The sequence below is a fragment of the Paenibacillus selenitireducens genome, assembly GCF_002021565.1.
Classification (GTDB): domain Bacteria; phylum Bacillota; class Bacilli; order Paenibacillales; family Paenibacillaceae; genus Paenibacillus_K; species Paenibacillus_K selenitireducens.
Window position 1 is genome coordinate 39,000 of record NZ_MSZX01000024.1, and the last position, 24,587, is coordinate 63,586.

21 protein-coding genes and 2 pseudogenes are annotated in these 24,587 nt (G+C 40.9%); 22 read left to right on the forward strand and 1 reads right to left on the reverse strand.

Going from position 1 to position 24,587, the window contains the following annotated elements:
* Positions 1-258 precede the first annotated feature (258 nt).
* The 17 genes and pseudogenes from BVG16_RS31045 (at position 259) to BVG16_RS31120 (ending at position 17,344) form a co-directional block, all read left to right on the forward strand.
* Entirely contained in the window at positions 259-945 is a 687-nt protein-coding gene (locus tag BVG16_RS31045) for a lipoprotein BA_5634 family protein (RefSeq protein ID WP_078503073.1), read from the forward strand.
* A 41-nt stretch (positions 946-986) separates the two neighbouring features.
* On the forward strand, positions 987-1,694 hold the full coding sequence (locus BVG16_RS31050) for an ABC transporter ATP-binding protein (RefSeq protein WP_078503074.1): 708 nt from the start codon (positions 987-989) through the stop codon (positions 1,692-1,694).
* A gap of 2 nt (positions 1,695-1,696) precedes the next feature.
* Entirely contained in the window at positions 1,697-3,676 is a 1,980-nt protein-coding gene (locus BVG16_RS31055; protein WP_078503075.1) for an ABC transporter permease, read from the forward strand.
* An 87-nt stretch (positions 3,677-3,763) separates the two neighbouring features.
* On the forward strand, positions 3,764-4,459 hold the full coding sequence (locus BVG16_RS31060; RefSeq protein WP_078503076.1) for a response regulator transcription factor: 696 nt from the start codon (positions 3,764-3,766) through the stop codon (positions 4,457-4,459).
* A 4-nt stretch (positions 4,460-4,463) separates the two neighbouring features.
* Complete coding sequence (locus tag BVG16_RS31065) at positions 4,464-5,699, forward strand: HAMP domain-containing sensor histidine kinase (RefSeq protein WP_078503093.1); 1,236 nt, start codon at positions 4,464-4,466, stop codon at positions 5,697-5,699.
* Positions 5,700-5,836: 137 nt separating this feature from the next.
* Positions 5,837-6,493, forward strand: a complete 657-nt coding sequence (locus BVG16_RS31070; protein WP_078503077.1) for a response regulator transcription factor — start codon at positions 5,837-5,839, stop codon at positions 6,491-6,493.
* Between the two features lie 3 nt (positions 6,494-6,496).
* On the forward strand, positions 6,497-7,942 hold the full coding sequence (locus BVG16_RS31075; RefSeq protein WP_078503078.1) for a sensor histidine kinase: 1,446 nt from the start codon (positions 6,497-6,499) through the stop codon (positions 7,940-7,942).
* Positions 7,935-8,702 carry a hypothetical protein gene (locus tag BVG16_RS31080; RefSeq protein WP_078503079.1) on the forward strand — a complete coding sequence of 256 codons (768 nt, stop codon included), beginning with the start codon at positions 7,935-7,937 and terminating at the stop codon, positions 8,700-8,702. Before BVG16_RS31075 ends, BVG16_RS31080 begins: the two co-directional genes overlap by 8 nt.
* Positions 8,703-8,872: 170 nt before the next feature.
* Entirely contained in the window at positions 8,873-10,264 is a 1,392-nt protein-coding gene (locus BVG16_RS31085) for an ABC transporter substrate-binding protein (RefSeq protein WP_078503080.1), read from the forward strand.
* Between the two features lie 92 nt (positions 10,265-10,356).
* Positions 10,357-10,674, forward strand: a complete 318-nt coding sequence (locus tag BVG16_RS33590) for a polysaccharide deacetylase family protein (protein WP_233147222.1) — start codon at positions 10,357-10,359, stop codon at positions 10,672-10,674.
* Positions 10,582-11,141: pseudogene (locus BVG16_RS31090) on the forward strand (polysaccharide deacetylase family protein); the annotation flags it as partial. The gene BVG16_RS33590 and the pseudogene BVG16_RS31090, both read left to right, overlap by 93 nt.
* Before the next feature lie 33 nt (positions 11,142-11,174).
* Positions 11,175-11,900: an N-acetylmuramoyl-L-alanine amidase family protein gene (locus BVG16_RS31095; RefSeq protein ID WP_078503081.1), complete on the forward strand. Its 726-nt coding sequence runs from the start codon at positions 11,175-11,177 to the stop codon at positions 11,898-11,900.
* A 21-nt stretch (positions 11,901-11,921) separates the two neighbouring features.
* The gene (locus BVG16_RS31100; protein WP_078503082.1) at positions 11,922-13,313 is read left to right on the forward strand and encodes an ABC transporter substrate-binding protein; all 1,392 of its coding nucleotides are present in this window, start codon (positions 11,922-11,924) and stop codon (positions 13,311-13,313) included.
* 272 nt (positions 13,314-13,585) lie between these two features.
* The gene (locus BVG16_RS31105; RefSeq protein WP_078503083.1) at positions 13,586-14,479 is read left to right on the forward strand and encodes a carbohydrate ABC transporter permease; all 894 of its coding nucleotides are present in this window, start codon (positions 13,586-13,588) and stop codon (positions 14,477-14,479) included.
* Positions 14,480-14,499: 20 nt separating this feature from the next.
* On the forward strand, positions 14,500-15,369 hold the full coding sequence (locus BVG16_RS31110) for a carbohydrate ABC transporter permease (protein ID WP_078503084.1): 870 nt from the start codon (positions 14,500-14,502) through the stop codon (positions 15,367-15,369).
* A 19-nt stretch (positions 15,370-15,388) separates the two neighbouring features.
* Complete coding sequence (locus tag BVG16_RS31115) at positions 15,389-16,531, forward strand: efflux RND transporter periplasmic adaptor subunit (protein ID WP_078503085.1); 1,143 nt, start codon at positions 15,389-15,391, stop codon at positions 16,529-16,531.
* 420 nt (positions 16,532-16,951) lie between these two features.
* Positions 16,952-17,344, forward strand: coding sequence for a hypothetical protein (locus BVG16_RS31120; RefSeq protein ID WP_078503086.1), 393 nt, complete (start codon positions 16,952-16,954; stop codon positions 17,342-17,344).
* Positions 17,345-17,503: 159 nt separating this feature from the next.
* On the opposite strand, the pseudogene BVG16_RS33925 reads toward BVG16_RS31120, so the two are convergent.
* Positions 17,504-17,584: pseudogene (locus tag BVG16_RS33925) on the reverse strand (IS3 family transposase); the annotation flags it as partial.
* A gap of 357 nt (positions 17,585-17,941) precedes the next feature.
* On the opposite strand from BVG16_RS33925, the gene BVG16_RS31125 reads away from it, so the two are divergent.
* The 5 genes from BVG16_RS31125 to BVG16_RS31145 all read left to right on the forward strand — a co-directional run.
* Positions 17,942-21,163 carry a metallophosphoesterase gene (locus BVG16_RS31125; protein ID WP_078503094.1) on the forward strand — a complete coding sequence of 1,074 codons (3,222 nt, stop codon included), beginning with the start codon at positions 17,942-17,944 and terminating at the stop codon, positions 21,161-21,163.
* 114 nt (positions 21,164-21,277) lie between these two features.
* Positions 21,278-21,445 (forward strand): GNAT family N-acetyltransferase, encoded by a 168-nt coding sequence (locus BVG16_RS34155; protein WP_158081850.1) that lies wholly within the window; start codon positions 21,278-21,280, stop codon positions 21,443-21,445.
* A 185-nt stretch (positions 21,446-21,630) separates the two neighbouring features.
* Positions 21,631-22,506 (forward strand): S-layer homology domain-containing protein, encoded by an 876-nt coding sequence (locus BVG16_RS31135; protein WP_078503088.1) that lies wholly within the window; start codon positions 21,631-21,633, stop codon positions 22,504-22,506.
* Between the two features lie 313 nt (positions 22,507-22,819).
* A complete protein-coding gene (locus BVG16_RS31140) occupies positions 22,820-24,061 on the forward strand; it encodes a GNAT family N-acetyltransferase (RefSeq protein ID WP_078503089.1) in 1,242 nt (413 codons plus the stop codon).
* 240 nt (positions 24,062-24,301) lie between these two features.
* Positions 24,302-24,587, forward strand: a 286-nt coding sequence (locus tag BVG16_RS31145) for a transposase (protein ID WP_078503090.1), incomplete at its 3' end; no start/stop codon positions are given.

A 24,587-nucleotide genomic window follows, 5' to 3' on the forward strand; every position in this document is an offset into this window, starting at 1 on the left:
TGGAATAATACGTTGCGTGCCCATCCGGTCGAAATGTCTGCGATGGGCATTGTTATGTTCTCCTAAATCAGAACGCTCTTGCAATATTGACTATAGACTTCTCCCTAATAGTGTCACAGTCGTAAAAAGTCGTAATCTCCATTCTTACAAAAAAGTAAGAGAGAAGATTAAAATGGTTAGACTAGAGTCATTCAGTTACACAAAAATCTCGTCTATAATGCAGACATAGATCATTTATAAAGGAGCAGGAGCAGTCAAATGAAGAGATTGATAGTTTTTGTATTGGTTATCGCTATTTTTGCAGGGATAGGATTTGGAGTAAAACGTTTTGTAGAAGGACCGTCGCAACCCGTCAATGGAATTGTAGTAATCGGCTCAGAACAAGATGTGAATAAAGTCAAGCAGTTGTATAAAGATAACACGAAACAAATGATCGACTACAAATTGAAATTGGTTACAACGAAAAAAACGGATCAACAATTTGATACCCGATCTATCAAGTATTCGGTTGTTAATCGACTCACAGCTGAACAATTTGTTAAGAAGGGGATTATCAGAGCTAGAAAAGATCCTGATAGCACGTCCATTATTTCAGAGCCCGTTACCAGCATCAAAGAACTATCTACGGATCAAAATTTGTACTTCTCTTCAAGTGATGCAGATATGAAGAATGAGCAAATCGATTTAAACGGTCAGATGGTATCCGTTCAGTATGTTAAACATCAGGCATGGATCGGGTATATACCAAGAATGGATCTTGTGATTGTTGACGACCAAACGTACAACAAATTAACTGAGGCAGAGTCAGAGATCTCATTGATCCATTTTCAATCAGGAAGTTTTGATTATAAAAATAAAGAAAAGTTGAACGAGGTTTTAAACAAAATCAGGAGCGTCTATGCAAATAGCGAAGATAAAGTAAATTTTGTTGATGTACAAGATTAAGTTTAAGAGATCAATCCTTAAGCGATGAAAGGGAGAGCAGCATGGAAATTGTACGTATGAAACATGTAGTAAAAAGTTATGGCGAAGGCAATAGCAGGGTAGAGGCGCTAAAAGGGATTAATCTTTCGATACAGCAAGGGGAGTTTGTCTCCATCGTAGGGGTATCTGGCTCTGGAAAAAGTACGCTGCTGCACATTTTAGGAGGGTTGGATCGGCCAAGTTCAGGACAAGTATGTATTGGGGACAACAATATTTATGATTATACAGACGATGAACTCTCGATATTTAGAAGAAGAAAAGTTGGGTTTATCTTTCAATTTTTTAATTTGATTCCGGTATTGAATGTTCAGGAAAATATCGCTTTGCCTACATTATTGGATGATGAACCGATAGATATGACCTATCTGGATGAAATTATTGAAATTTTGGGGCTTCAAGAACGGAGGAATCACTTGCCTTCCGAATTATCTGGTGGACAGCAGCAGCGTGTCTCCATTGGCAGAGCGCTAATCAATCGGCCGCATTTGATTTTAGCTGATGAGCCCACAGGTAATTTGGATACACGAAATACGAAGGAAGTTATGGACTTATTAAGATTAACGGCCCGAAAATACAATCAAACCATTGTATTGATTACGCACGATCTAACGATTGCATCAGCTTCTGACCGGATCATCACAATAGAAGACGGTAATATCATTTCAGATCAACGGCTAGTTGCGAATAAGCATAAGGCTGGAGGAGAATAAAGTTGATCAGCAGTTATAAGCAATTAAGCAGCAAGTATTTAAAGGGGAATATCAAGCGCACCATTTTAACCTTTGTTGGAATCGTACTCTCTGTAGCGTTAATTTCAACGATCGGCCTCTTTATGAAAGGATCACAACTCGCTCAAATTGAAAATATCAAGAAGTTAAATGGGGCTTCTTTTCATGTAGGAATTTCAAACTATGATGAAACGATATTAAATAAAATCAGATATAATCCCCAAATTGCATCGTTTGGATTGATGTCACAGGGCGACATCGTTCCAGTTGGGGACATTTCTGTGAAAATGAATTTCGCTGATCATCCCGCCATGGCGTTTTTAACTTACAGCCTTGCTGATGGCCATTTACCAGCCAATGAGGATGAAGCTGTTGTGGATTCATGGGCGCTTCCTTATATTAAAGACGATCTTCAGATCGGCGACTCATTTGAGTTGGATGGAAAGACATATAAACTGGTTGGTATATTAAATAATCGCGAGTTTACACAGAAAAATAAAGTGGGTCGATTATTAACCTATAAAAGTGAATTTGCGATTGGCGAGGGCAGGATATTAGTCGAAATAAACGAAAAAGCGAACTTTAACGTGGTGTTAGAAGAACTAGAGTCACTAACAGAAAACAAGAACATCGATATCAATAAACAATTGATCAACGTGTTGAAACCGGGTTCGAATCAATCGATTTTGGCCATGGTCATCATTGTCGTCAGTATTGTGATCATCGCAACAGCAATTGTCATTTATAACGCTTTTCAAATCAGCGTCGTAGAGCGAATGAAACAATTCGGCTTGTTGAGAAGTATCGGTGCTACGCGAAAGCAAATTAGACAAATCGTCATGAGAGAAGCGGCAGTGCTGGCTGTCACCGCCATACCGATCGGGATTGTGTGCAGCATATTGGCTCTTACGGGCCTCCAATTCATATTTTTAATGTTATTAGAAGATGGTGCAGGAGTTTCGATATTCCATATCGATTGGAAGATTATATTGATCAGTGCGATCATTACCTTGACGGCTGTTTTCGCTTCAAGTTATTATCCGGCTTTTTGTGCAGGCAGAATATCCCCCTTGCTAGCAATCAGCAGCAGGCTATCCATTAAAAAGGAAGCGATCAAACAACAAAAGAATACTGTACTGAAAAAGCCGCTATCTTTTCCTTTGCGTCTGGCCTTGAAAAATGTAAAAAGAAATAAAAACCGTTATTCAATTACCATCTTATCCATTATTATAAGCAGTGTGTTGTTTATTACGTTCTCGTCTATCATGGATATTGCATTTGCATCAAAATATGTGGATGATTCATCCATGCAATCGGATTTAACGATCAATCTGCAACAAGACCCTAATGCTTCCGTCAATCGCCAGCAAATATCGAAGCTGTTGAAGTCACTTGAAAATGTATCAGACGTTCAGGAACAGGCCTCTAGCTTTCGCATTCATTTAAAAGATGCGAATCTAGCTAACGCGACCGTTGCGGACATGCAGCAGACCGTTGGAACCCAACACGATATTACAATCGTCAATCATGTGGATGAGAATAAAAACAAGAAAGAGTCAGAGCTCGTAATTAAAGTTCTTGTATATGGTTTTATTACGGTCATTTCCTTGATTGGTAGTCTCAATATCCTTAACACGATTACGATCAGCATCATTACTAGACGAAAAGAACTGGCTGCGTTAAAATCAATAGGTATGTCACAACGAGCTTTGAAAAAAATGATTATCTACGAAGCGCTGATTTACGGTTTTTCGGGAAGTTTGCAAGGGATTTTCTTCGGTTGTATGCTTTCTTATATTATTTATTTAGCTGCTTCAGGTATCAGCACAATCGAATGGTCGATCCCTTATGGGGCTTGTTTAATAACGTTTGTTGCCGCTTTGTTCCTGAGTTATGTATCTGTTCTAATCCCGCTAAGAAAAATTCAAAAAGATAATATTATTGATGTGATCAGGGAACAATAATAACGCGTGCCCGGCTATTTTATAGTCGGGCTCTTCTAGTTGGACGGTGAACGACTGAAATGGTGCGAAGAGAAGGAGAGAACATCCTTGAATAAAATTTTGCTTGTTGAAGATGATGAGGCACTAGGCTTAGCCATCGAATTTTCTTTGAAAAATGAAGGCTATGAGGTGATTAGAGCAACAAGTGTAAAAGAAGCGAAATACCAGTTTGATCACAATACCTTTGATTTATCTATCCTAGATATCGGCCTTCCAGATGGAAACGGCTATGATTTATGTCTTCATTTCAAGAACCAAAACAATACATCGGTTATTTTCTTAACCGCGCTTGATGAAGAAGCAAATGTAGTCATGGGATTGGATATTGGAGGGGACGATTATATCACGAAACCCTTTCGAGTCAAGGAACTTATGTCAAGAGTAAAAGTACAATTGCGCAAACAAGCGCACTTAGAAACTTCTTCAATGGTCTTAACCTCTGAGAATATCAAGCTCGATTTGAACTTAATTAAGTGTTACAAAAATCAAGAAAGCGTGCCACTAACGAATTTAGAATATAAGCTGCTGTTAACGTTCATGACGAACGCCCACAAAGCATTAAAAAGAGATGAACTCCTGCAGAAAATAACGAATGGTGATGATGCTTTCTTTGATGAAAACACGTTATCTGTATACATTAGGCGTTTACGAGACAAAGTGGAAGATGACCACAAAAACCCACAGCTTATCGTTACCTTAAGAGGATTGGGCTATCGTTGGAGTAAGGATGTGTCCAGTGAATAAGATGATGAAAAACACCGAGTTGAAAAGCAATATGATCATACTCGCCGTATTGTTAGTTCTATATATAACATATCAGTTCATTACACATCAGCAGTTTTATCATCAATTGAAGGCAGATTCGATTACAACTTGGGGTGAAATTACGGCTAGATTGGTTGAGCAAAATCCCAACAATGAAGCGGAAATTATGAAAGTGCTAACAAGTCATTCTGCAGATGCGAGTATGTATCAGGAAAAAGGAAGAGAGATCTTTAGGCAATATGGAATTTATGAAGATTTGGAATCAGAGCTTTTTCCGGTTTTAAACAACCATATCGCTGGCCATAATCAATCAATTTTGTGGGGACTATTGATTCTCGGATTTATGTTGTTTGGGACAAGCTATTGGCAATACAAGATGATCTTCCGTAATATTAGGCAACTTACTTCCGCCGCAAAAAGAATAATTGAGGGGGATTACTCGGTTGTCATCAATGAAAATAAAGAAGGGGATCTCGCCAAATTAGCGATTTCTTTTCGATCCATGAAAGATATGATTCGAAAAAGCATGCAGGATCTGTTGGAAGAGAAAAAGTTTTTAGGACAAATGCTGCAGGATATATCCCATCAATTAAAAACACCCCTATCAACGATATCCATCTACAACGAAATGATGTTGAATGAAAACTTACCCCGCCAGCAGCAAGTGCAACTATTAGAAAATAATGATGTTCAAATATCCAGAATGAATGTTTTGATTCAAAATTTGTTGAAAGTAGCGAAAATCGATGCAAGAGCCATATCATTCGATAAAGAACGAGCAAATTTGGTGGAAACCATTGAGGAAGTAGTGGACCGTTTGGCAAGTATGATCCGTGAGCATCATATCATGATTGACTGGGATGCACCAAAGGAAGTCGTCGTTGCTCACGATAAAATGTGGATGCAAGAAGCGGTGTTGAACCTGCTGAAGAATGCGATTGAGCATTCCAAACCCGGCGGCAATATCATCATTCGAGTCAATGATACACCGATTTATACGGAACTGGTGATTCAAGATTTTGGGGAAGGGATTGAAGCCCAGGAACTGCTGCATATCTTTGATCGATTCTACAAAGCAAGCGGTTCTAAAAAACATGATTCGGCAGGAATTGGCTTGGCGCTTACCAAAGCCATTATCGAATCACATCAAGCCATGATTAAAGTCGAGAGTGAGAAAAATGCCTATACAAAATTTACGGTTACCTTCATAAAATTTTAATTTAATGAGTGCCAGATATCTATCAACATTTTCAGTCAGAGTTTAATAAATCTATTACCGGTTTCCAACATAAGAGATGATAGTGTTACAATAATATGGAGTGATGACACATTTGACGAATTAGGAGATTTCTATCTATGCAAAAAAAGATTTTGATCGTTGAAGACGATATCCATATTTCCAAAATCATTAAGATGAATCTCAACATCGTGAACTACATGACGACTGAAGTGTACGACGGCTTGGCGGCGCTGGAGGCGGTAAAGCAGGAGAAGTTCGATCTCATCCTGCTCGACGTCATGATTCCGCTGCTCGACGGGTTTGCTTTGATGGAAAAAATTCAACCCTACCGCATACCAGTCATTTTCCTGACGGCAAAAAACTCGGTTTACGACAAAGTCAATGGACTGAAGCTGGGGGCCGACGACTACATGGTCAAGCCCTTCGAAGCGATTGAGCTGCTGGCCCGCATTGAGACCGTGCTGCGCAGATACGGCAAAGAAGAACAGGTGATGATGATACAGCATGTCCGAGTAGATCTGGACAAACGGGAAGTAACCCTGCATGGGGAGCCTGTTGAGCTGACGCCGAAAGAATACGACTTGCTTGTGGTGTTGTTGAAGAATAAGAATATTGCCCTCTCTAGAGAACAGTTCCTCGATAAAGTATGGGGCAGCGATTATTACGGAGAGACCCGAACGGTAGACATGCATATCAAGTCGGTGCGTAAGAAGCTTCAGCTGCAGGATCATATTAAGACCATTTACAAAATTGGTTACCGGCTGGAGGATTGAGCCATGAAATTTTGGCATAAGATCTCATTGTTTTCTTTTCTAGTCTTCGTCGTCATCTTTAATGCAGCATCGATCCTGGTGATCGAACGAAGCCATAACAAGATCCTGTCGCAGGAAATCAACAGTGCCTTAAGCCAGAATATGAGCATTCATTCAAGTATCGACGCGATTGTTCCGATTCTTCGAATCTATGATTCGCTTGATTATGAGAAGACGGTATTAACCAATGTCGCCAAGGAATTCGTAGAGAAGAATCGCGATCAACAGGTTTATATGGATATTACGAATGATAAGAATCAGTCGATCTACAGCAATGTTGATTTTAAGATGCCGATCCATCGTGAAGAACTCAGCAAGCTGGCTATGGATGAGATTCATTATATTATTCGAGATATCGATCAGCGTACGATCCTGTTCACCTCGAATATTACAGATATTCATCATAAAAGCTATGTCTTCACCTACATGAAAGACGTAACTTCCTTGTACGCGGATCGCTTGGAGCAGTATCGCTTCTTCGCCAAAGTAGATATTGCCGCCTGTTTCCTCTATATGTTGATCATGCTCTTCGTTAGCAGAGGGCTGACAAAGCCGATTGATCGGTTGAATCGGACGGCTCAAGTGATTGCGCAGGGAGGATTTTCGGAACGCGTCCCATTGAAATCGAAGGATGAGATTGGTGTTCTGGCTCGTAATTTTAATGAAATGGCTGCGGTTGTTGAGGATAAGATTCAAGACTTGGAGCGGCACAATCAAGAGAAGCAGCGATTCATCGATAATTTTACCCATGAATTAAAGACGCCTTTGACATCGATTATCGGTTATGCCAATTTCCTGCGAACGACGAAATATAACGAAGAACGATTCCTCGACGGTCTGGATGTTATTTATACAGAAGGGAAGCGATTAGAGTCGCTGTCGCATAAGCTGATGGACTTGATTTCGTTGCAAGAGGGCCGCGGTCAGATGGAAGAACAAGACCTAGGATCAATCATCGGCGAAATGAAACCGGCACTTGAGATGATGGCGAAGGAGAAGCAGATTGATATCGTCCTTGATTGTGATGAAGGCGGCAGGCTGCTGCTGGACAAGGATCTGATCAAAGTACTGATCTTCAATCTCGTAGATAATGCGTTGAAGGCTTCAGCCTTACAGCAGAGCATTACGATCCGGCTTTTCAGCCAGAATGATCAATATGTACTGGAAGTGATGGATCAAGGGATGGGTATCTCTGAAGCGCATCGTGACAAAATATTCGAGCCGTTCTATATGGCAGATAAAGCAAGAACGCGTGACAATCAGGGGGCGGGACTAGGACTCTCTATTTGTCAGCGTGTAGCAAGGATGCACCATGCCGTCATCGAAGTCGCGAGTGAAGAAAATGAGGGCACGACGATTCGAGTTATTTTCGAACCTGTTTATCCGAAAGGCGGGGGAGTTCATGAATAAGCTCATTCGAATGGTCATCGGTGCAGCATTCCTAATGATGTCGCTGACGGGTTGCGAAGGCATATTCAACGGCATTGCCAAAGATAAGGTGATAGTAAAGAAAATAACGAAAGAGCCGAATAAGAACGAAGTACAGTATGAAGGCGTGTTGTCGCAGGATGCGGTGAAGACCGTCAGTCTGAATGCGGTTAATAAATACTACGATACGAAATTAACGATCGATGAAGTTCAATTTGGCGAGTTGCTTGCGGTAGACCAAGTGAAGCTGAAAGACCTGCTGGATCGAGTGGAAAAGAAATATAAGAGTCACCCGCGCGTGAGGGAGATGTTCACATTTAAGATGGACGCTGAAGCAGAGCTGAAAAAAATTCCGAGCGGTTTATTCTATGTTACCTTGATTCATGATGCTGGTTTTAGGGAAGCTTTTGATATCGTTATTAATGCGAGTGATGGCGAGGTGCTTCGAATCAATCATGTCGAGCAGTCCCCTGTTGTATACAACGATGTCATTTCAGATCCGCTTATGGATGAAATACATGAGGTGGCGAACCGTTTTATTCAGGAGAAAATGAATGAACCATTATCGCAGTTGACCTTCGATAAGAAACAGATTCGGTGGGACTATAGACCGGAAGTGTATTACTTGAGCAAGACGAATCAAATGATAAAATATAGTGTTCAAGTTCAAATGGGAACGAAGCAAGTGGCGGGATTCAGTAAAGACGTGATGGCGCTCCTACAATATTATACAGAGTCGTAAATCTACAGATATTTGGCCAGCTGCACCTGCAGCTGGTCTTTTTGTGTGCGATTTGTTCGCTTGAATCTAAATTTTACAACTTCTATACAAGTCCATCTTACTTACCATATATTCGCCTACTACACTTGGGTACATGGCATAGTAAGTTCATAAGGGAAAGGAAGAATGAAATGAAAAAAACGATATTCATGATGTTAACGATCCTACTAATCATTTCGGTCTCGGCATGCAGCGACCCTACCGGTAAGGGAGAGGCACAAAGCGAAAATAAGAAAACAGAAGACCTAAAAGAGAAGGATACGCCGGATTTGAAATTGGACGGGGAGAAAAAAACGATCGTGTTCTCCACCTATTTTCCAGATGAGTTTTTTGAGCAGGCAAAGAAGAAGTATGAAGCCAAACATCCGAATATTACGATTGATCTCAGATATGTCGAGAGTGATGACGCCCATGGCGAAGCGGATAGCGAGAAGTTCATCAAGACGGCGAATACAGCCATGTTGTCGGGCAAGGGACCTGATCTGATTGAAATGGATATTTTGCCGATGGGGAGCTATGTGAACAAACAATTGTTAGTCAATATGAGTGAGATGATGGAACACGACCCGTCTTTTCTGAGAGATCAATATTTCACAAACATCCTGGACGCAGTTACATTGAACGGCGGGATCTATGGCATGCCTATGAACTTCTTCCTGTACGGTCTTGTAGGCAATGAAACGGTGATCGATAAAAGCGGTGTGAAGATCGATGATAAAAATTGGAACTGGAGTCAATTCGTCGACGTGGCCAAAGAACTAAAGAACGCAAATTCTGCCAAGAACCAATCGGCCTTATTAAGCGAACCACATTATTTATTAAATGAAATGGTTCATGATCAATATGCGACCTTTGTAGATCAGGCTAAGGGGGAAGCCAGTTTCGATTCACAAGGGTTTACGGCCCTGCTGCAACAAGTGAAATCATTATTCGATGAACAGGTGGCTTCGGAGACCGCCCCACGCTCGATATTCTGGAACACGTCGATTGTCTCCCCTGCGGACTACATTCGAATGATGAAGCAGAGTGAACACTATGGGAAGGGATATGAATTTACGTCCAAGCTGTACGCCAAACCTCATGCAGACGGCAAGGAAGCGGGAGGATATTTCAGAACTTATAAAACAATCGGGATGAATGCTAAATCCGAGGTTAAAGCCGAAGCATGGGATTTCATCAAATTTATGTTGTCGGATGAAGTACAAGCCCAAGCAGGCAGCGCGGGTTTCCCATTAAATAAGAACGTCTATCAGAAGCAAGTGCAGCAGCTGCTACAGGAAGGCAAGGTCATATCGGATCAAGAAATGGGACCGCTGAAGGGAATGGTTTTCGACGTGACAGCACAGGATCTTCAAGGATTGGAGCATTTTCTGGCTGAAGCGATCTATCCGGTGGAGTTCAGACCTTCCAAGATCGACGAGATCATTACGAATGAATCGAAGGCCTTCTTCAGTGGACAGAAGTCAGCCGAAGCCGTGGCCAAGTTAATTCAGAATCGAGTGACGACTTTCTTGAATGAATAACCAGCTATACAGAGAGGTCTGGATCAATAATGATAGCATCACGACATAACAACAAAACAATAAGGAAGAAAAGGGCAAGAAGAGTAGGGCTTATGTTAGCAACTTTGTCTCTAATGATCTTTTTCATAGGGAAATTGACTTCTGATCCCGATGAAAGTGTAGCTGAAGAGAGTATCCATCCCGTTGCTACTATGGTAATCGAACAAAGTAACATACAAGATACCGTACAACCAGAAAAACAAAAAAGACCGGATGGAAAGCCAATAGGAAAAGTTGTTTACCTAACATTTGATGATGGCCCTAGTATACTAACGAATCAATTCTTAGATGTATTAAAAGAGCAAGATGTAAAAGCAACATTTTTATGCAGGGAAGTAATCTACAAAAAACCAATTTACAAGAGAGAGTAAAGCGGGCAACAAAAGAAGGCCATTATGTTGGTGCACATAGTATGACACATATTTTTGAAAGGCTTTATGATCAGGGGCAGTTTGTACCAGAGATGAACGAAACATTAGCTCTTATTCAGGAAATTACAGGTACGAATCCTAAGTTGGTTCGTCCACCTTATGGTTCAGCACCAGGATTGAAAAGTGAACAGATTCGTAATCAAATTGTAGAGGCAGGAATTAAAATATGGGATTGGACCATTGATTCTAACGACTGGGGGTTACAAGATAATCCACACCAAATTGTAGAAAATGTTAAAAAGGGAACTAAACACGACGTAGAAGTCGTTCTCATGCATGAAAAATCACAAACATTACAAGTGCTTTCAGAAATAATTTCATTTTATAGGGAAAAAGGATATGCGTTCGGTGTGTATAGTGACGCTGACCATTTCAATCTTAATTTCTATCAAGATAAATATCTATAATCATCCAATGAGAAACTTCGGAATGGGGACAGCATGAAAAGGATAAGGAGAAAACAGCTTCAACGCCGCCAAACGATATTTATGATAAGCATCGTTGTTTTTATGGGAATGGTCTGGTCAATCTATGCGGTATCATCTACGATTTCGGGGAATCAAATCACAACTTCGGCGGAGTCGACCGTTTCGCCGAATAAGAATATGGCAACGCCGAACAAACGCTACAAAATTGTGATTGATGCAGGGCATGGAGGCAAGGATCCCGGTGCGGAAGGGGTAAGCGGGAACCACGAGCGATCTTACACCTTAGCGCTGTCTACGAAGGTATACGAATTGCTCCAGCAGGAGCCGATGTTCGAGCCGCACAGCACACGTACGGATGACACCTTTGTCAACCTGGAGGATCGCGCCCATATTGCAAATGATCTTGACGCGGACGCATTTGTCTCCATTCATGGGAACACATTCAGTGACCCGGATGTATCTGGCACAGAAACGTATTATTATACGGACGAAAGTCTATTATTCGCAAGCAAGGTGCACGAACAACTGGCAGAGGCTACGGGGTTCAAGGACCGCGGCGTGAAGAAGGAAGGCTGGGAGGTGCTGAAGCTCAGCAATAATCTCGCGATTTTACTGGAGATTGGTTTCCTCACGAACCCCAGCGATGAAACGAATATGCTCAGTGAAATGCATCAGAATCAAACCGCCGAAGCCATTGTAAGTGGAATTAAAAAGTATTTCCTGGATAGAGAAGGTTAGAAAAAGGAAGGAAGAATAAACATGAAAAAAATGTTGTCCATGTTACTAACGATTCTACTCATAATCTCTGTCTCTGCTTGTAGTAGCCGTGCGGGTCATGAAATTGTGGCGCAAACACAAAACGAGGATAAGACAACAGAACAGCCAATCGAGAAAAGGACAGTAGCAACGAAATCCAATGGTGGAAAGAAAACCATCATGTTCTCTACACTTTATCATTATGAATTGTTTGAAGAAGCTAAGAAGAAATATGAAGCTAAGTATCCTAACATCACGATTGAACTTAAATACACAAAGAGTGGTGATGGTGCAGAAGGAGCAGCCGCTCATGAGAAATTCGTCAAAACGACGAACACGGCCATGTTATCAGGTAAAGGTCCTGATATGATTGAAATGGATCAGTTGCCAATCGAGAGCTATGTGAAAAAGAATTTATTAGCCAATATGAGTGAAATAATAGAGAAAGATCCAACCTTTAAGAAAGAGCAATATTTCAACAACATTCTGGATAATGTTAAGATAAACGGCGGAATTTATGGGATGCCCTTGGCATTCATTATGTATGGTCAGATCGGGAACGAAACATTGATTGAGAAAAGCGGGGTGAAGTTCGATGACAAGACTTGGAATTGGAGTCAATATACCGATGTAATCAGACAAGTCATGAAGTTTGGAGATAAAAGCAATTTTGGAGGGTTGTTTGGTTCACCAGATGCTGTATTAAATGAAATGGTCAAAGAGCAGTACCCCATGTTTGTAGATGAGGTGAATGGAAAGGTGAATTTCGATTCGGATACCTTTACTAAATTACTCAATCAAGTGAAGTCCTTGTCCGACGAACACATTCTCACGGAAGAATTTCTAGTCCCTCTATTCAACAATGTTTCTATTGTTTCACCCAGACATTATATTAATGACTTAAAACAGAGTGAGTTTAACCCGAAGGAATATAGATTTAAATCCAAACTGTACACGAAACCACAAGCGAATGGTCAACAAGCTGGAGATTATTTTAGACCTTACATAACCATTGGCATCAATGAGAAATCTTCTGTCAAAGACGAAGCATGGGATTTCCTTAAATTTATGTTGTCTGAAGAGATGCAACCAGGCGGTTTCTCATTAAATAAAGCCTCATATGAGAAGCAAGTGCAGCAACTATTAAAAGAAGGGAAGGTTAAATCCGATCAACCCGTTGGAGCTATGAAAGGAAAGGTATTCGAGGTAACAGCCAAGGATATTCAAGAATTAGATCAATTCCTTTCTGGAGCAATCCATCCCGTTGCATTCAAGCCTTCTAAGGTAGAAGAGATCATTTCAGAAGAATCCAAAGCTTATTTCAGTGGACAGAAGTCAGCCGAAGACGTAGGGAAGTTAATTCAAAATAGAGTGACGACTTTCTTGAATGAGTAACCCATTTTTGTAATGAACCTTGAACGACAATTCAGGTGCCGACAGAATCAAGGTCAGCTGCAACCGCAGTTGGCCTTTTAATGCTGTGCTGCTTGTTGAATTCAGCTTTTTACAACTTCATTACAAGTCCATCTCACTTATTATATATTCGCGTACTACACTGGTAGAAGTACATGCCGTGGCTGTCAACTATGAAACGAATATGCTCAGTGGAAAGGTTAGAGCGAAAGGTTCATTTTTCGCATTCGAAGTGGATTTAGGAGATGTTAAACATGGTGGGAAAATGTTATCGGAGCAAAATAGTTAAGTTGCTACGAAAAGATTGGACGGTGGCTGTTCTTTTCTTGGCGCCGAGCTTGATAGGCTTCGCAATTTTTTATCTTATTCCGTTTGTTATGGGATGTTTCTATTCTTTCCAAGATAGCGCGGTGGATGGCTCTTTTGTCGGTTTTGATAATTATCATGAACTGTTGGCTAGCGGATCCTTCCGTAAAGCGGCAACAAACACATTGCTATTTACCGGTATAAGTGTACCGCTCATCGTTGTTTTATCCTTATTATTTGCGATTTTGCTGAATCAAAAATTATTTATTCGGAATTGGCTGCAGACGGCTTTTGTAATGCCACTTGTGGTACCTGTCGCCTCTATCGTCATGATGTGGCAAATATTGTTCGACTGGAATGGTACCGTAAATGTATGGATGCAAAGCATGCATATCGAACGGATCGATTGGATGAAATCAGATTGGTCCATGGGTGTGTTGGTTGTCGTGTACACATGGAAAAATATCGGGTACAACATCATTTTATTCTTGGCCGGACTACAAAGTATACCTAAGGATTACTATGAAACTGCGGATATCGAAGGTGCCGGCAGATTTCATAAACTGATTCATATTACGCTGGTCTACTTGACTCCGACAATGTTCTTTGTCGTTCTAATGTCTATTATAAATTCCTTTAAGGTTTTCCGTGAAACGTATCTGATTGCAGGAGATTATCCACATGACCGTATTTATATCCTGCAGCATTATATGAACAACATGTTTCTATCACTCGATATTCAGAAACTAACGGCCGCTGCCACCTTGATGGTAGGCTTTATTCTAATCAGTGTGACAGTCATGCTTTCAATAGAACGTCGTTTTCGGCAGTTCATGGATTAAGTGTAAGGACGGTGATATTGTTGACTTTATTTCGCAAGTTTGCGTTGACGTTGGTGATGGGGATGATCGCCGCGATGATGCTATTTCCTATTGTTGTTACATTCACCAACTCCTTGATGACGGAAGGTGAGATTGAGCATAACTATCATCTCATTGGCGAGATGATCAATACTGCAGCAGGAGAGAAAGATGGATTTGTTAACTTGAAGATATTTCCCGATTGGCTGTCATTTCATCAATATGCGGAGGTGTTGGTTCATAAACCGATGTTCCTTCAGATGTTTTGGAATTCCGTATGGTTGGTCACACCTATCATCGCAGGGCAAGTGCTAGTCGCATCTCTAGCGGCCTATGCTTTTGCTAAGCTCCGATTTTGGGGGCGGGATAAGTTGTTTGTCATTTATTTAATGACCATGATTATGCCGTTTCAAGTCACATTGGTTCCCAACTACATTATTGTGGAGAAACTTGGACTAATGAACACAACATCCGCGATTATTTTACCGGGAATATTCAGTGCTTTCGGCGTATTTATGCTAAGACAGTTCATGCTGCATATTCCGAATTCGTATATCGAAGCTGCCAAAATGGACGGAGCTGGACAATTAAGGATTTTTTATAAGATTATCGTTCCTCTAGTTCAGCCTGGAATCGCTGCACTGATTGTATTGCTATTTGTTGATAATTGGAATATGGTCGAGCAACCGCTTATTTTTCTGGAGGATGCATTCAAGCAGCCGTTATCGCTATATTTGTCGCGAATTAATGAAGGGGCCCGGGGTGTTGCGTTTGCTGCATCGGTTTTGTTTATGGCACCCATGGTGCTGTTGTATCTCTATGCAGAGTCTTATTTTGTCGAAGGCATTCAGCTATCGGGGATTAAAGGATAGACATAAGGGAGTGATCATAATGGAATTACAACATACAGAACAAACGAAGTCTGCACGTAAGCGAATGATTCGAAGGTTTTCTGGCTGGTTTATCGGCCTCCTGATTGCATTTACACTGTTTAGCAACACGCTGATGGCTCTGACTCTACCTAAGGTTGTTGTAGCAGAACCGAGTCGGGGACAGCTTCTTCATAACTTTCAAGGTAGTGGTGTATTAAAGTGGAGGACAGAGGTAGCGTTAACGAATAGTACGGGTTGGAAAGTTAAGAGGATAGATGTTAAGGAAGGGGAGGTTGTGAAAAAAGGGCAAAAGCTGGTCCAATACAACAGTGAAGAAGCGGAACAACAGATTCTGGACGAACAAGCGAGTCTTCATAAGCTTAAGCTTACAATTGAAGACCTGCAGAGCAGTTTTATTGAGGCTGTACATAGCGGAGATGAGAAGAGCATAAGTAGCGCCAAACATGTAATCGAGAACAGTAAAATCGATCTGGGTGTTCAGGAACGAAAAATACAAAAGTTACAGGATCACTTGACTAATAATCGCGAATTGGTTGCTCCGTTTGACGGAATCGTCACGCAAGTAAACGCGATAGATGGCCTTATTTCATCAAATGGGGGAGCGGATGTGCGTATCTCCAACGGAAGCCATGGATTTGAGTTTGCGTTTTTAGCCCCTGCTGGTATAGCTGATCTGCTAGAGATAGGAGAAAAGCTTGATGTTCAAGTGAATGGAAATAATGTCAAACAAGTCGAAGGCCAAATTGCAGAAATCCAAGATGCAAATTCCAACGATACAGGTTCCGTAGGTGAAGGCACGACCTTGAATTCTCCAATGAAGCGTATTCTGGTCACGATACAAGACGAGAGTTTGAAGAGAGGTGATAGAGTTCAAGTGGGGCTGACTAAACCGACATCTGATGATGCGATATTGATATCTAATAAGGCCATCCACGAAGATGGTAGCGGGAAGTATATATTTAAAATCGAAGAAAGAAACGGTCCGCTTGGCAACACATATTACGTTCGAAAAACATCCATTATCGTCTCTGATTCCAATGAACAAGAATCAGCCGTAACCCAAGGTGTATTCGAGCACGAACAAATCGTACTCGAGAGTAGCACACCGTTGCAGGATGGCGACAAGGTTCGGATGCAGTAGCAGCTATCTTCTTTCATCTAGCCCTCTGCTATCTTCAAATGCATTCTAGTAAACTATCGCACTACGAAAGGGGCTCTTCCCCGTTTCGGAGTTTATCCGCATTGACAGAATCGGATGCTATAAATACCTATTCCAGTTTTTAGTGAACATGATATAAGTTTTACGTACCCAGACAGCATGGTATCATATGGGTAAGGTAAGGAAATACACGAAACAATCTATCAGCCTACTCATCATGGGAGAATCTTTACAATTTCCGAAATCAGATTCTTGTTAGATATATATGGGGCACCTCAGAAGAAAGGGATAACAACCCTTGCGGAAGGTTTTGGACCATATATTGAATATTTTGAAGCACAAATATCGAAATTAAATTTTCAACACTAATATAATAAAATGATATGGGGGAATGATTCTTGAATGAAAAAATTGTTTTTTATTTTTTGTTTATTAGCATTAATTATGGGGTGTTCGAATGAGAATCGGACAGTTTCAGAACTAATGAGAGTTGCTGATTTTACTAAAGGATCCGTAGATGTGACGGAAATTTATGATAAGAAAGAAATAAATAAAATAAACGAAATTACAAATAGTTTAGAATGGGTTGATGAAGCTATTGAAACAAATGGTAACCCAGATTATTCATTTTGGTTAGAACGAAAAGGAGTTGAATTAAGGGTGAAAAATTATGAAATATGGTTTAATCAGGATAAATCAGTAATATTAGATCATGTAACAGTAAAGTATGCATTTATTAATGGAGTCAACATGGATGAACTCAAAAATTTATTAGAATCCTCTGCGTTGAACTAACGGGACACGATCAGCCCAATAAATATCAATGGATCGACAGTCGTTCAACTAACCGGCAGGATAAATTTGGAAATATAAGTAATAATTGGGTAGTACCAGCAACCGTATCATGTACAGAAATGAAATGTACCCCGTGTAAAGAACAATTTTAAAAAAACGTTAGGCACTCTGAAGAAGATGGTTTCTGTACTGTACAGGAGTCATCTTCTTTAAGTTCCATTGATATCGATAGCACAAGTAGAGAACTATACTGAAATGCCTATGATGTTTTCTTTACCAGAACAAACATAGATACTAGAAATAGCACAGTTAGATAATTCGGATGCCCAGCAAATGCTACATGCTTACGGTTCAGCATCAGCTCAGCGAATTTGGAAATATCGAATGAAGGACATCCGATTTCATGTTCTTATTATTTGAGAAACACAATATATTAAAAGCGCATGATAGCAACTGTTATATTTACAACGTTTTAATCGCCTAAAAGTTAAAGCGCTTAAACTTTGTGAGTTGCTGTCAGAGGTTTTATTTTGAAGGGAGGTCTTGGAGGAAGACAGATACAGAAAAGCCCATTATGAAAAAGCGAAGGAGATGCAAATGAATATACTTTGGGGTAGAAAAACGAAGCGAATCATTTCATTATTTATGGCGTTTACGGTGTTCATTTCATTACAGTTCAACGGATTCATTTCCGCAGAGGGTAGTGTGACTCCGGCCACGATCGCAGAATGGAAATACACGTCCAACCCAACGGATCTTGGTATATTCCCTGCTAGTGATGGCGTGTATAAAGAAACATCTACGCTTCAATCTGTCCCTCCTGGATCATCTTATGATTGGAATAATGATATTAACGCAATATGTTATCAAGGCTGGCAGCAAGAAACGGGGAAGGACAAATATTGGCTAACTTCCGTTCCAACGAAGAACTATAACCATATTACATTATCTTCAGTGCAACAAGGTAAGGGCACTACTGGCCCCCGGGATTTCAAGGTACAAATCAGCGTAGATCAACAAAACTGGACTAACATCACAGGCGAAGGAACGGAGTTGCCGAATCTTGTATTAAATGCAGATACAGCAACGCAATTTAAAAACGTCTCGCTCCCAGATACAGCAGATGATCAAGACCTATTATATATTCGTTGGGTTGTTAATTCAGATGTAAGCACCTCGGGGTCGACGATCGGTGAGCATGGATCAAGCCAGTTAATCAGCATTACAGTTCAAGGAGAATTCACGGGAACAGAACTTCCTTCTGAAGTGACACCTCCGAACCCACCAACCGATCCTGAAGGGTCTGAAGTGCCGGGGGCAGCCGTACTGGAAAAGACGAAACTAGCAGAATGGATTTTTGCAAATGCAGGAACGAATGGAGCATTCCCGGCAACGGATGGGACATTCAAGACCACATCCACATTTCGGAACATGGGTGGTTATTACGAGGATTACGACAGTAGCCAGAAAGCGATAAGTTATCAGGGCTGGAATAGTGGTAATGGTACAAAATACTGGCAGGCGACCGTGTCTACGAAAGGTTATGACAATATCACGTTATCTTCACAGCAGAACTCTTCGGGTACGGGCCCGCGTGATTTCAAAGTACAAATCAGCACGAACAACACCACATGGACGGATGTACCGAACACGACGTTGAAAATGGTCGTCTCCAGCTTCAATTGTGCGAATAATACATGTAAGTTGGTGGAAGTGCCCCTTCCGTCGAACGCGAATGATCAGGATGTCCTGTATATCCGCTGGATCGTGAGTTCAAATACGAACACCAACGGATCGAGTGGGATTGGCAGCACAGGCTCTAGCAGAATCAAAGAGGTGCGTATTTCTGGAAGTGCGATAACGGGTGGTCCTGTGGATACGCCAACGGAAGCGCTCTCGAAGACGCCAACAGCCGGTGCAACCAATGTTGCAGTGGCAGCTCCCGTGACGGTGACCTTCAATAAACCAATTGCGATCATTTCGGGAGCAAGCGTCACCATCGTGGACAATAGCAATGTAGCATTAGGATCGGTTACTTCTGAAATTATCAATAACGATACATTAAAGATCAACCATCCTGCATTTGTGGGTGGCAAAACGTATACCGTCAAAGTGCCCAAGGCACTCATCAAGGGCAGAGATGATCAGGTTGTACTCGCGAGTGATATTTCATGGAGTTTTTCGATTCAGGGCAATGCCACGACTCCTTCTGTACCCAAGTTGATTAACATGACATTTTATGGGGATTCCAAGATATCCCGTGCATTCACATGGTATACCGATGTGATGACGAGCTCGGTCGTACAGGTCGTAGAAGCTAGCAAAGTTCAAGGAAGCAATTTCCCCGAGAATGAAGCCTTGGTATTTACAGGCAGTGAAGAAGAAATCCAGACATTTGTGACGAAGGCTGATCGGACGTCCAATAAGAAGAAGAAATTTATTACCCATAAAGCCATTGCCAACAACCTGGCACCAGGGACGGTGTACAAATACCGTGTGGGTAGTGGATCAGCAGATAGTTGGAGCGCGATCGGCAAGTTCCAGACCGATGCACTTGGCAATCAGCCATTTCGTTTTATAGTTGGATCTGATTCACAAGCTTCAAGTAAATCAGACTTTGAGCCATGGGCAGATACTTTCCGAAAAGCCATTGCAACAATCGGTGACCCTAAATTTCTGATCAATGCAGGGGATCTTGTAGATAATGGGGATTTGGAAGAGCAATGGCAGTGGATGTTAGGCCTACCGCAGAATGAACTGCTGAATGTACCGATTGTTCCTGTTCTGGGCGGTCATGAGGTTCAGGATTATGACGGAGATGAGACTACACCGAACGCTAACTTCTATAACCATTTCAATTTGCCTAAGAAGGTCATAGCCAATACCGATGATGGCTCTGTCTATTCCTTTGAATATGGAGATGCTCTAATCCTTGTGTTTAACTCCCAATATGCGGGTAAGTTAGCGAGCAATGGCAGCGTACAATCCGTGGATCAACAATTTACGGATCAGCTCGAGTGGATGAGATACGTCGTAGCGAAGAGTAATGCGAAGTGGAAATTTGTTACGTTCCACAAAGGTCCCTATTCAGCAGGTGACAACGCAGGCGAATGGGAAGATGAGCGGGTGCAATTTTACAGAAAAGTCCTGATCCCTGTATTCGATGAAATGGGGATCGATATGGTATTTGAAGCTCATGATCATATGTATATGAGGTCATTCCAAATGTTGGGTGACAAAACCATTCCTACCAATCAACTTACCTTCGACGCGCAAGGAAATGCAATCAATCCGAAAGGCACGGTCTATCTCATGTCGAATGCCTTTGGCGATAAATTCTATGAAAAGTATCCGGGCTATAATGATTACTTCGCAGCGATTAACAAACAGCCGTTCAAAAAAATGTTTACCGACGTATCCGTATCCAGTGACGTCCTCCAGTTCACGGCATTTACAGCAGCGAAGAGTGATGAGAAGACAGGCGATAATGGCGTGAGAGCTTATGATCAGTACGGAATCAAGAGAACGGACACGAAACCTGCGAAGGTGGAGGCTGCTAATGTTGTGGTTAGCAGCAATAAAGCGGTTATTTCATGGAAGCCCCCTGTAACTGGAGGCGAACCCGTAAGAGGTTATAGAATCTATGAGAAGAATGGCAAGGTCAAAGCTTACTGGAGTGTTTATGTACCAGCGGTAGCCGGTAAAACGGATTACAGCTTCACGGTTAACAATATAAATGCTGCGAATAAGTATGATTTTATCGTGAGAGCCGTTGGTACTAGAATCAACTCGGATCCGGTAGAGGTGAGTACACCTTAGGTACTCTGTAATTGTAGATTTCAATGAGGTGGAAACAAGAAAACGCAGCTCACATGGTTTGAATGGGATAGAATTTGCGAATTATCATTCTATTATATGCGTCAGAGGATAGGCATGTATCCATCATTTTTCTATAAACCTGGGTATGGCACAGCTTTTGTGAAATTTCTTATTAATGAAATCATCAACAGGGGTGAAGATAAGGTAATACTTGAAGTAGCTAAAGACAACTTTGCGAAAAGGTTATATGAAAGCCTAGGGTTTAAATTGGAAATTCCCTGACAGTTTTATTGGTTTCTGATTTAGAGAAGTGGAAGGAGTATTATCAAAAGGCATTAGGTTGTGAAGTGCTACTCTTTCCAAAGCCCTTCTTTTAAACCTCTAACTTTTTATTATTCTATCCTTGTAACATTTTCCAGAGCATTAACGTCTAGGTTAAAAATAAAAGATATACGGAGGGTAACAAGATGAGAAATTTAATGAAAAAACCACTGATACTACTCATGTTAATCGCCATCTTCAGCATGGGTATTAGCGGTTCCGCTTTTGCTCATAAAGGGAACAATCAGAGTAAACAAAACGAGAAGGACAGCTTGAACGCGGCAACAGCAGTGACCATGATCGTAAAAGGCTTGGATTTAAACATCGACAATATTAAATTTATCAAGAAACCGGAGGCAAGCGACTATTTTACGAAGGTTAAAAACGACTCTTCATACGCGGAATACTTCATCATCGCTCAAATAAACGGGCTAGGAATTCCGAAAGACATTAATCCTTCCGCAAAAATCACCAGGGAGCAATTCGCCAAATGGCTATTTGGGGCATTAAGCCATAAGGGAAATTATTCATGGATCGAAATTTTCCAAAGCGTTTCGGATGCCGACCAAGTGACAAACGGGTACATGGACAGTATTCAGAAGTTACTCATTGCCAAGATCGTATCCCTAGACAGCAAGCAACGCTTCTATCCAAAGAGCTATATCACCCGCGCAGGAGCTGACGATATGATCAGCAAAACGTTAAAATTCATTAAAAACACAAAATCGGAAACACCTGATACTTCCGTTCTCAACCAAGTAAAAATCACTTCGGATAAAGAAACGGATTCTGTCACCCGAGTGATGTTATCCGTTCTGGTTCCTCACTCTGGATTTGGACTCGAGATCACGGGCATCCAATTCTCGAAAGGCGTAGCCACTATTCAATATAGAGTCCTGGAGCCTGATCCTGACAACATGTACTCCCAAGTCATCACTGAGTTGAAAGCCGTGACTTATATACCTTCGGACTACAAAGCTGTACTTGGGACAGTACAACCCACAGCTCCATTCCAAGGTTAATCCATTTATCATAATAATAAAAAAGACCATACTCTTTAACGGGCAAGTGGCGGGGCAAGTTTTGAGTTTTGAACAGTTCGGTGAACCAGAAGTCAGCTCTCAATATTTCTCAACTAATGGAGAGGTTAATACAAAGACAACAGCCAGCCGGCTCACGCCGGCTGGCTGTTCAGCTAACGGGGAACGATAGCTAACGGGCAGTAAAGTTCGATTAAAATTATTCATTCACTTGTTGACGTATTAGGTGCTGTAGTATGTTAACCTTGACTACGCTATTGAATGTAAATAATTAACAGAGAGGGTTGTCTATCAGATGAATATCGTTCGAAAACTTACAATAGAAGACGTAGATGCATTTACAGAAATTTCTTGTAATTCGTATCCATGGATTGGATATCAGGAAGATGACGTAAACAGGTTGAAAAGTTGGATTGAAAATAGTATTGAGCAGTTTCCTCAGCAAGATCTGTTTGGAGCTTATAGGGATAAACAACTTTTAGGCGGAATCTGTCTTTATGATTTTAAAATGAATGTTACATCGACAATTATGAGTGTAGGAGGAATTGGTTCAGTTGCGGTGGATTTACTGCATAAAAAGGAAGGAATAGCCAAAGAACTAATACAGTTCTCTTTCCAACGTTATAAGGAAAGCGGAGTGCCATTGGTCACACTATACCCATTTGATGCAGGATTTTATAAGAAAATGGGGTTCGGATATGGCAGTCAAATTAATCAATATAGAGTTAAAACAGTAGGTTTCCCTAGAGGTGATTCAAAGCAACATATTGAATTTTTACATAATGAAGACAGAAATGAGGTTCTAAATTGCTACAACAGTTTTTTTGAAAGGACAAACGGGTTAACTGAAAAGTTGGATAAAGGTCTGGGTGATCTGTTTGACTTTAGCGAGAATCGAATCGTGGGATATAGAAAAGATGGAAAAATTTTAGGATATCTGGCCTTTTCATTCCACACGCATTATCAGTACAAAAACGATCTAGTCATCAAAGAACTTGTTTACGAAACTCCTGATGTTCTTTTAGAATTCTGTACATTCCTTCATACACAATTTGATCAAGTAGAACGTGTAATAATAGAAACCCAGGATGAATATTTTCATTTTTTACTTTCAGATCCCTCACGAGGCACGTATGATTCATTTTTATCCAAATATCTCGAGACGAGTACAATAGGCATGGGAATTATGTACCGAGTAGTTGATATAAAAACACTATTCGATAAGTTAGTGAATCGTAACTTTGGAAATCAAAACTGTAAGATGAAAATCTCTATAGTTGATACTTTCTTCGAGTCAAATAATGGCAGTACAATAATACATTTTGTAAATGGATTTCCAACTATAACTGAGAACACTGATTACGATGTGGAAATTAGCATGGATGTCGCTGAGTTTTCTTCTCTAATTATGGGGGCAGTAGACTTTAAAACATTAATCCGTCTTGGATTAGCTAGGTTATCTGATAATACATATTTTGAATCAGTACAAAATGTGTTTAGAACAGAACAAAAACCAATGTGTCTTCTTCAATTTTGAACAAGGGTTCTGACCCGAGCGGTAATTGTTTTGGAGCAGTTGAATGTTATTACTAACGTCGTTTATATTAAACTCCCTCGGTAAAATTTAGTGTGCTCACGGATGCTCACTTATTCGGAATTCTGATACTGAAAACCCGTAACTTAATTCTTAGTTTGGTATTATCCCCTTCAAGTAGACACTCAAAAAAACCTCCATGTTAATATGGAGGTTGGAGTGACACTTGGAGGGGATATTTTTATGGCTAAAAAAGGACAAACATTCTATACGTATACAGAAGAATTCAAATTGAAGGCGGTCAGAGCGTATTTAGAGGGTCCATCGAGCTACAAGGTGGTAGCTGAACGAGAAGGGATTCGTAACTGTTCACAACTGAAGGTATGGGTAAAGAAATGGCAAAACGGGGAGTCATTCGATGAGCGGAAAGGTAACGGGCCAAATCCAATGAAGGGGCGTACTCGCACAGTCTTTGGCAGCGTTGAGGAAGAACGAGACTACCTGAAGGCGCAGGTGGATTATTTAAAAA

Excerpts from the sequence above, each read along its gene's own strand:
- BVG16_RS31125 (WP_078503094.1), top strand. The coding sequence starts at position 17,942 with ATGAATATACTTTGGGGTAGAAAAACGAAGCGAATCATTTCATTATTT.
- BVG16_RS31115 (WP_078503085.1), top strand. The coding sequence starts at position 15,389 with ATGGAATTACAACATACAGAACAAACGAAGTCTGCACGTAAGCGAATG.
- BVG16_RS34155 (WP_158081850.1), top strand. The coding sequence starts at position 21,278 with ATGTATCCATCATTTTTCTATAAACCTGGGTATGGCACAGCTTTTGTG.
- BVG16_RS31100 (WP_078503082.1), top strand. The coding sequence starts at position 11,922 with ATGAAAAAAATGTTGTCCATGTTACTAACGATTCTACTCATAATCTCT.
- BVG16_RS31140 (WP_078503089.1), top strand. The coding sequence starts at position 22,820 with ATGAATATCGTTCGAAAACTTACAATAGAAGACGTAGATGCATTTACA.
- BVG16_RS31120 (WP_078503086.1), top strand. The coding sequence starts at position 16,952 with ATGAAAAAATTGTTTTTTATTTTTTGTTTATTAGCATTAATTATGGGG.
- BVG16_RS33590 (WP_233147222.1), top strand. The coding sequence starts at position 10,357 with ATGTTAGCAACTTTGTCTCTAATGATCTTTTTCATAGGGAAATTGACT.
- BVG16_RS31095 (WP_078503081.1), top strand. The coding sequence starts at position 11,175 with ATGAAAAGGATAAGGAGAAAACAGCTTCAACGCCGCCAAACGATATTT.
- BVG16_RS31105 (WP_078503083.1), top strand. The coding sequence starts at position 13,586 with ATGGTGGGAAAATGTTATCGGAGCAAAATAGTTAAGTTGCTACGAAAA.
- BVG16_RS31070 (WP_078503077.1), top strand. The coding sequence starts at position 5,837 with ATGCAAAAAAAGATTTTGATCGTTGAAGACGATATCCATATTTCCAAA.
- BVG16_RS31080 (WP_078503079.1), top strand. The coding sequence starts at position 7,935 with ATGAATAAGCTCATTCGAATGGTCATCGGTGCAGCATTCCTAATGATG.
- BVG16_RS31065 (WP_078503093.1), top strand. The coding sequence starts at position 4,464 with ATGAAAAACACCGAGTTGAAAAGCAATATGATCATACTCGCCGTATTG.
- BVG16_RS31085 (WP_078503080.1), top strand. The coding sequence starts at position 8,873 with ATGAAAAAAACGATATTCATGATGTTAACGATCCTACTAATCATTTCG.
- BVG16_RS31135 (WP_078503088.1), top strand. The coding sequence starts at position 21,631 with ATGAGAAATTTAATGAAAAAACCACTGATACTACTCATGTTAATCGCC.
- BVG16_RS31050 (WP_078503074.1), top strand. The coding sequence starts at position 987 with ATGGAAATTGTACGTATGAAACATGTAGTAAAAAGTTATGGCGAAGGC.
- BVG16_RS31075 (WP_078503078.1), top strand. The coding sequence starts at position 6,497 with ATGAAATTTTGGCATAAGATCTCATTGTTTTCTTTTCTAGTCTTCGTC.
- BVG16_RS31045 (WP_078503073.1), top strand. The coding sequence starts at position 259 with ATGAAGAGATTGATAGTTTTTGTATTGGTTATCGCTATTTTTGCAGGG.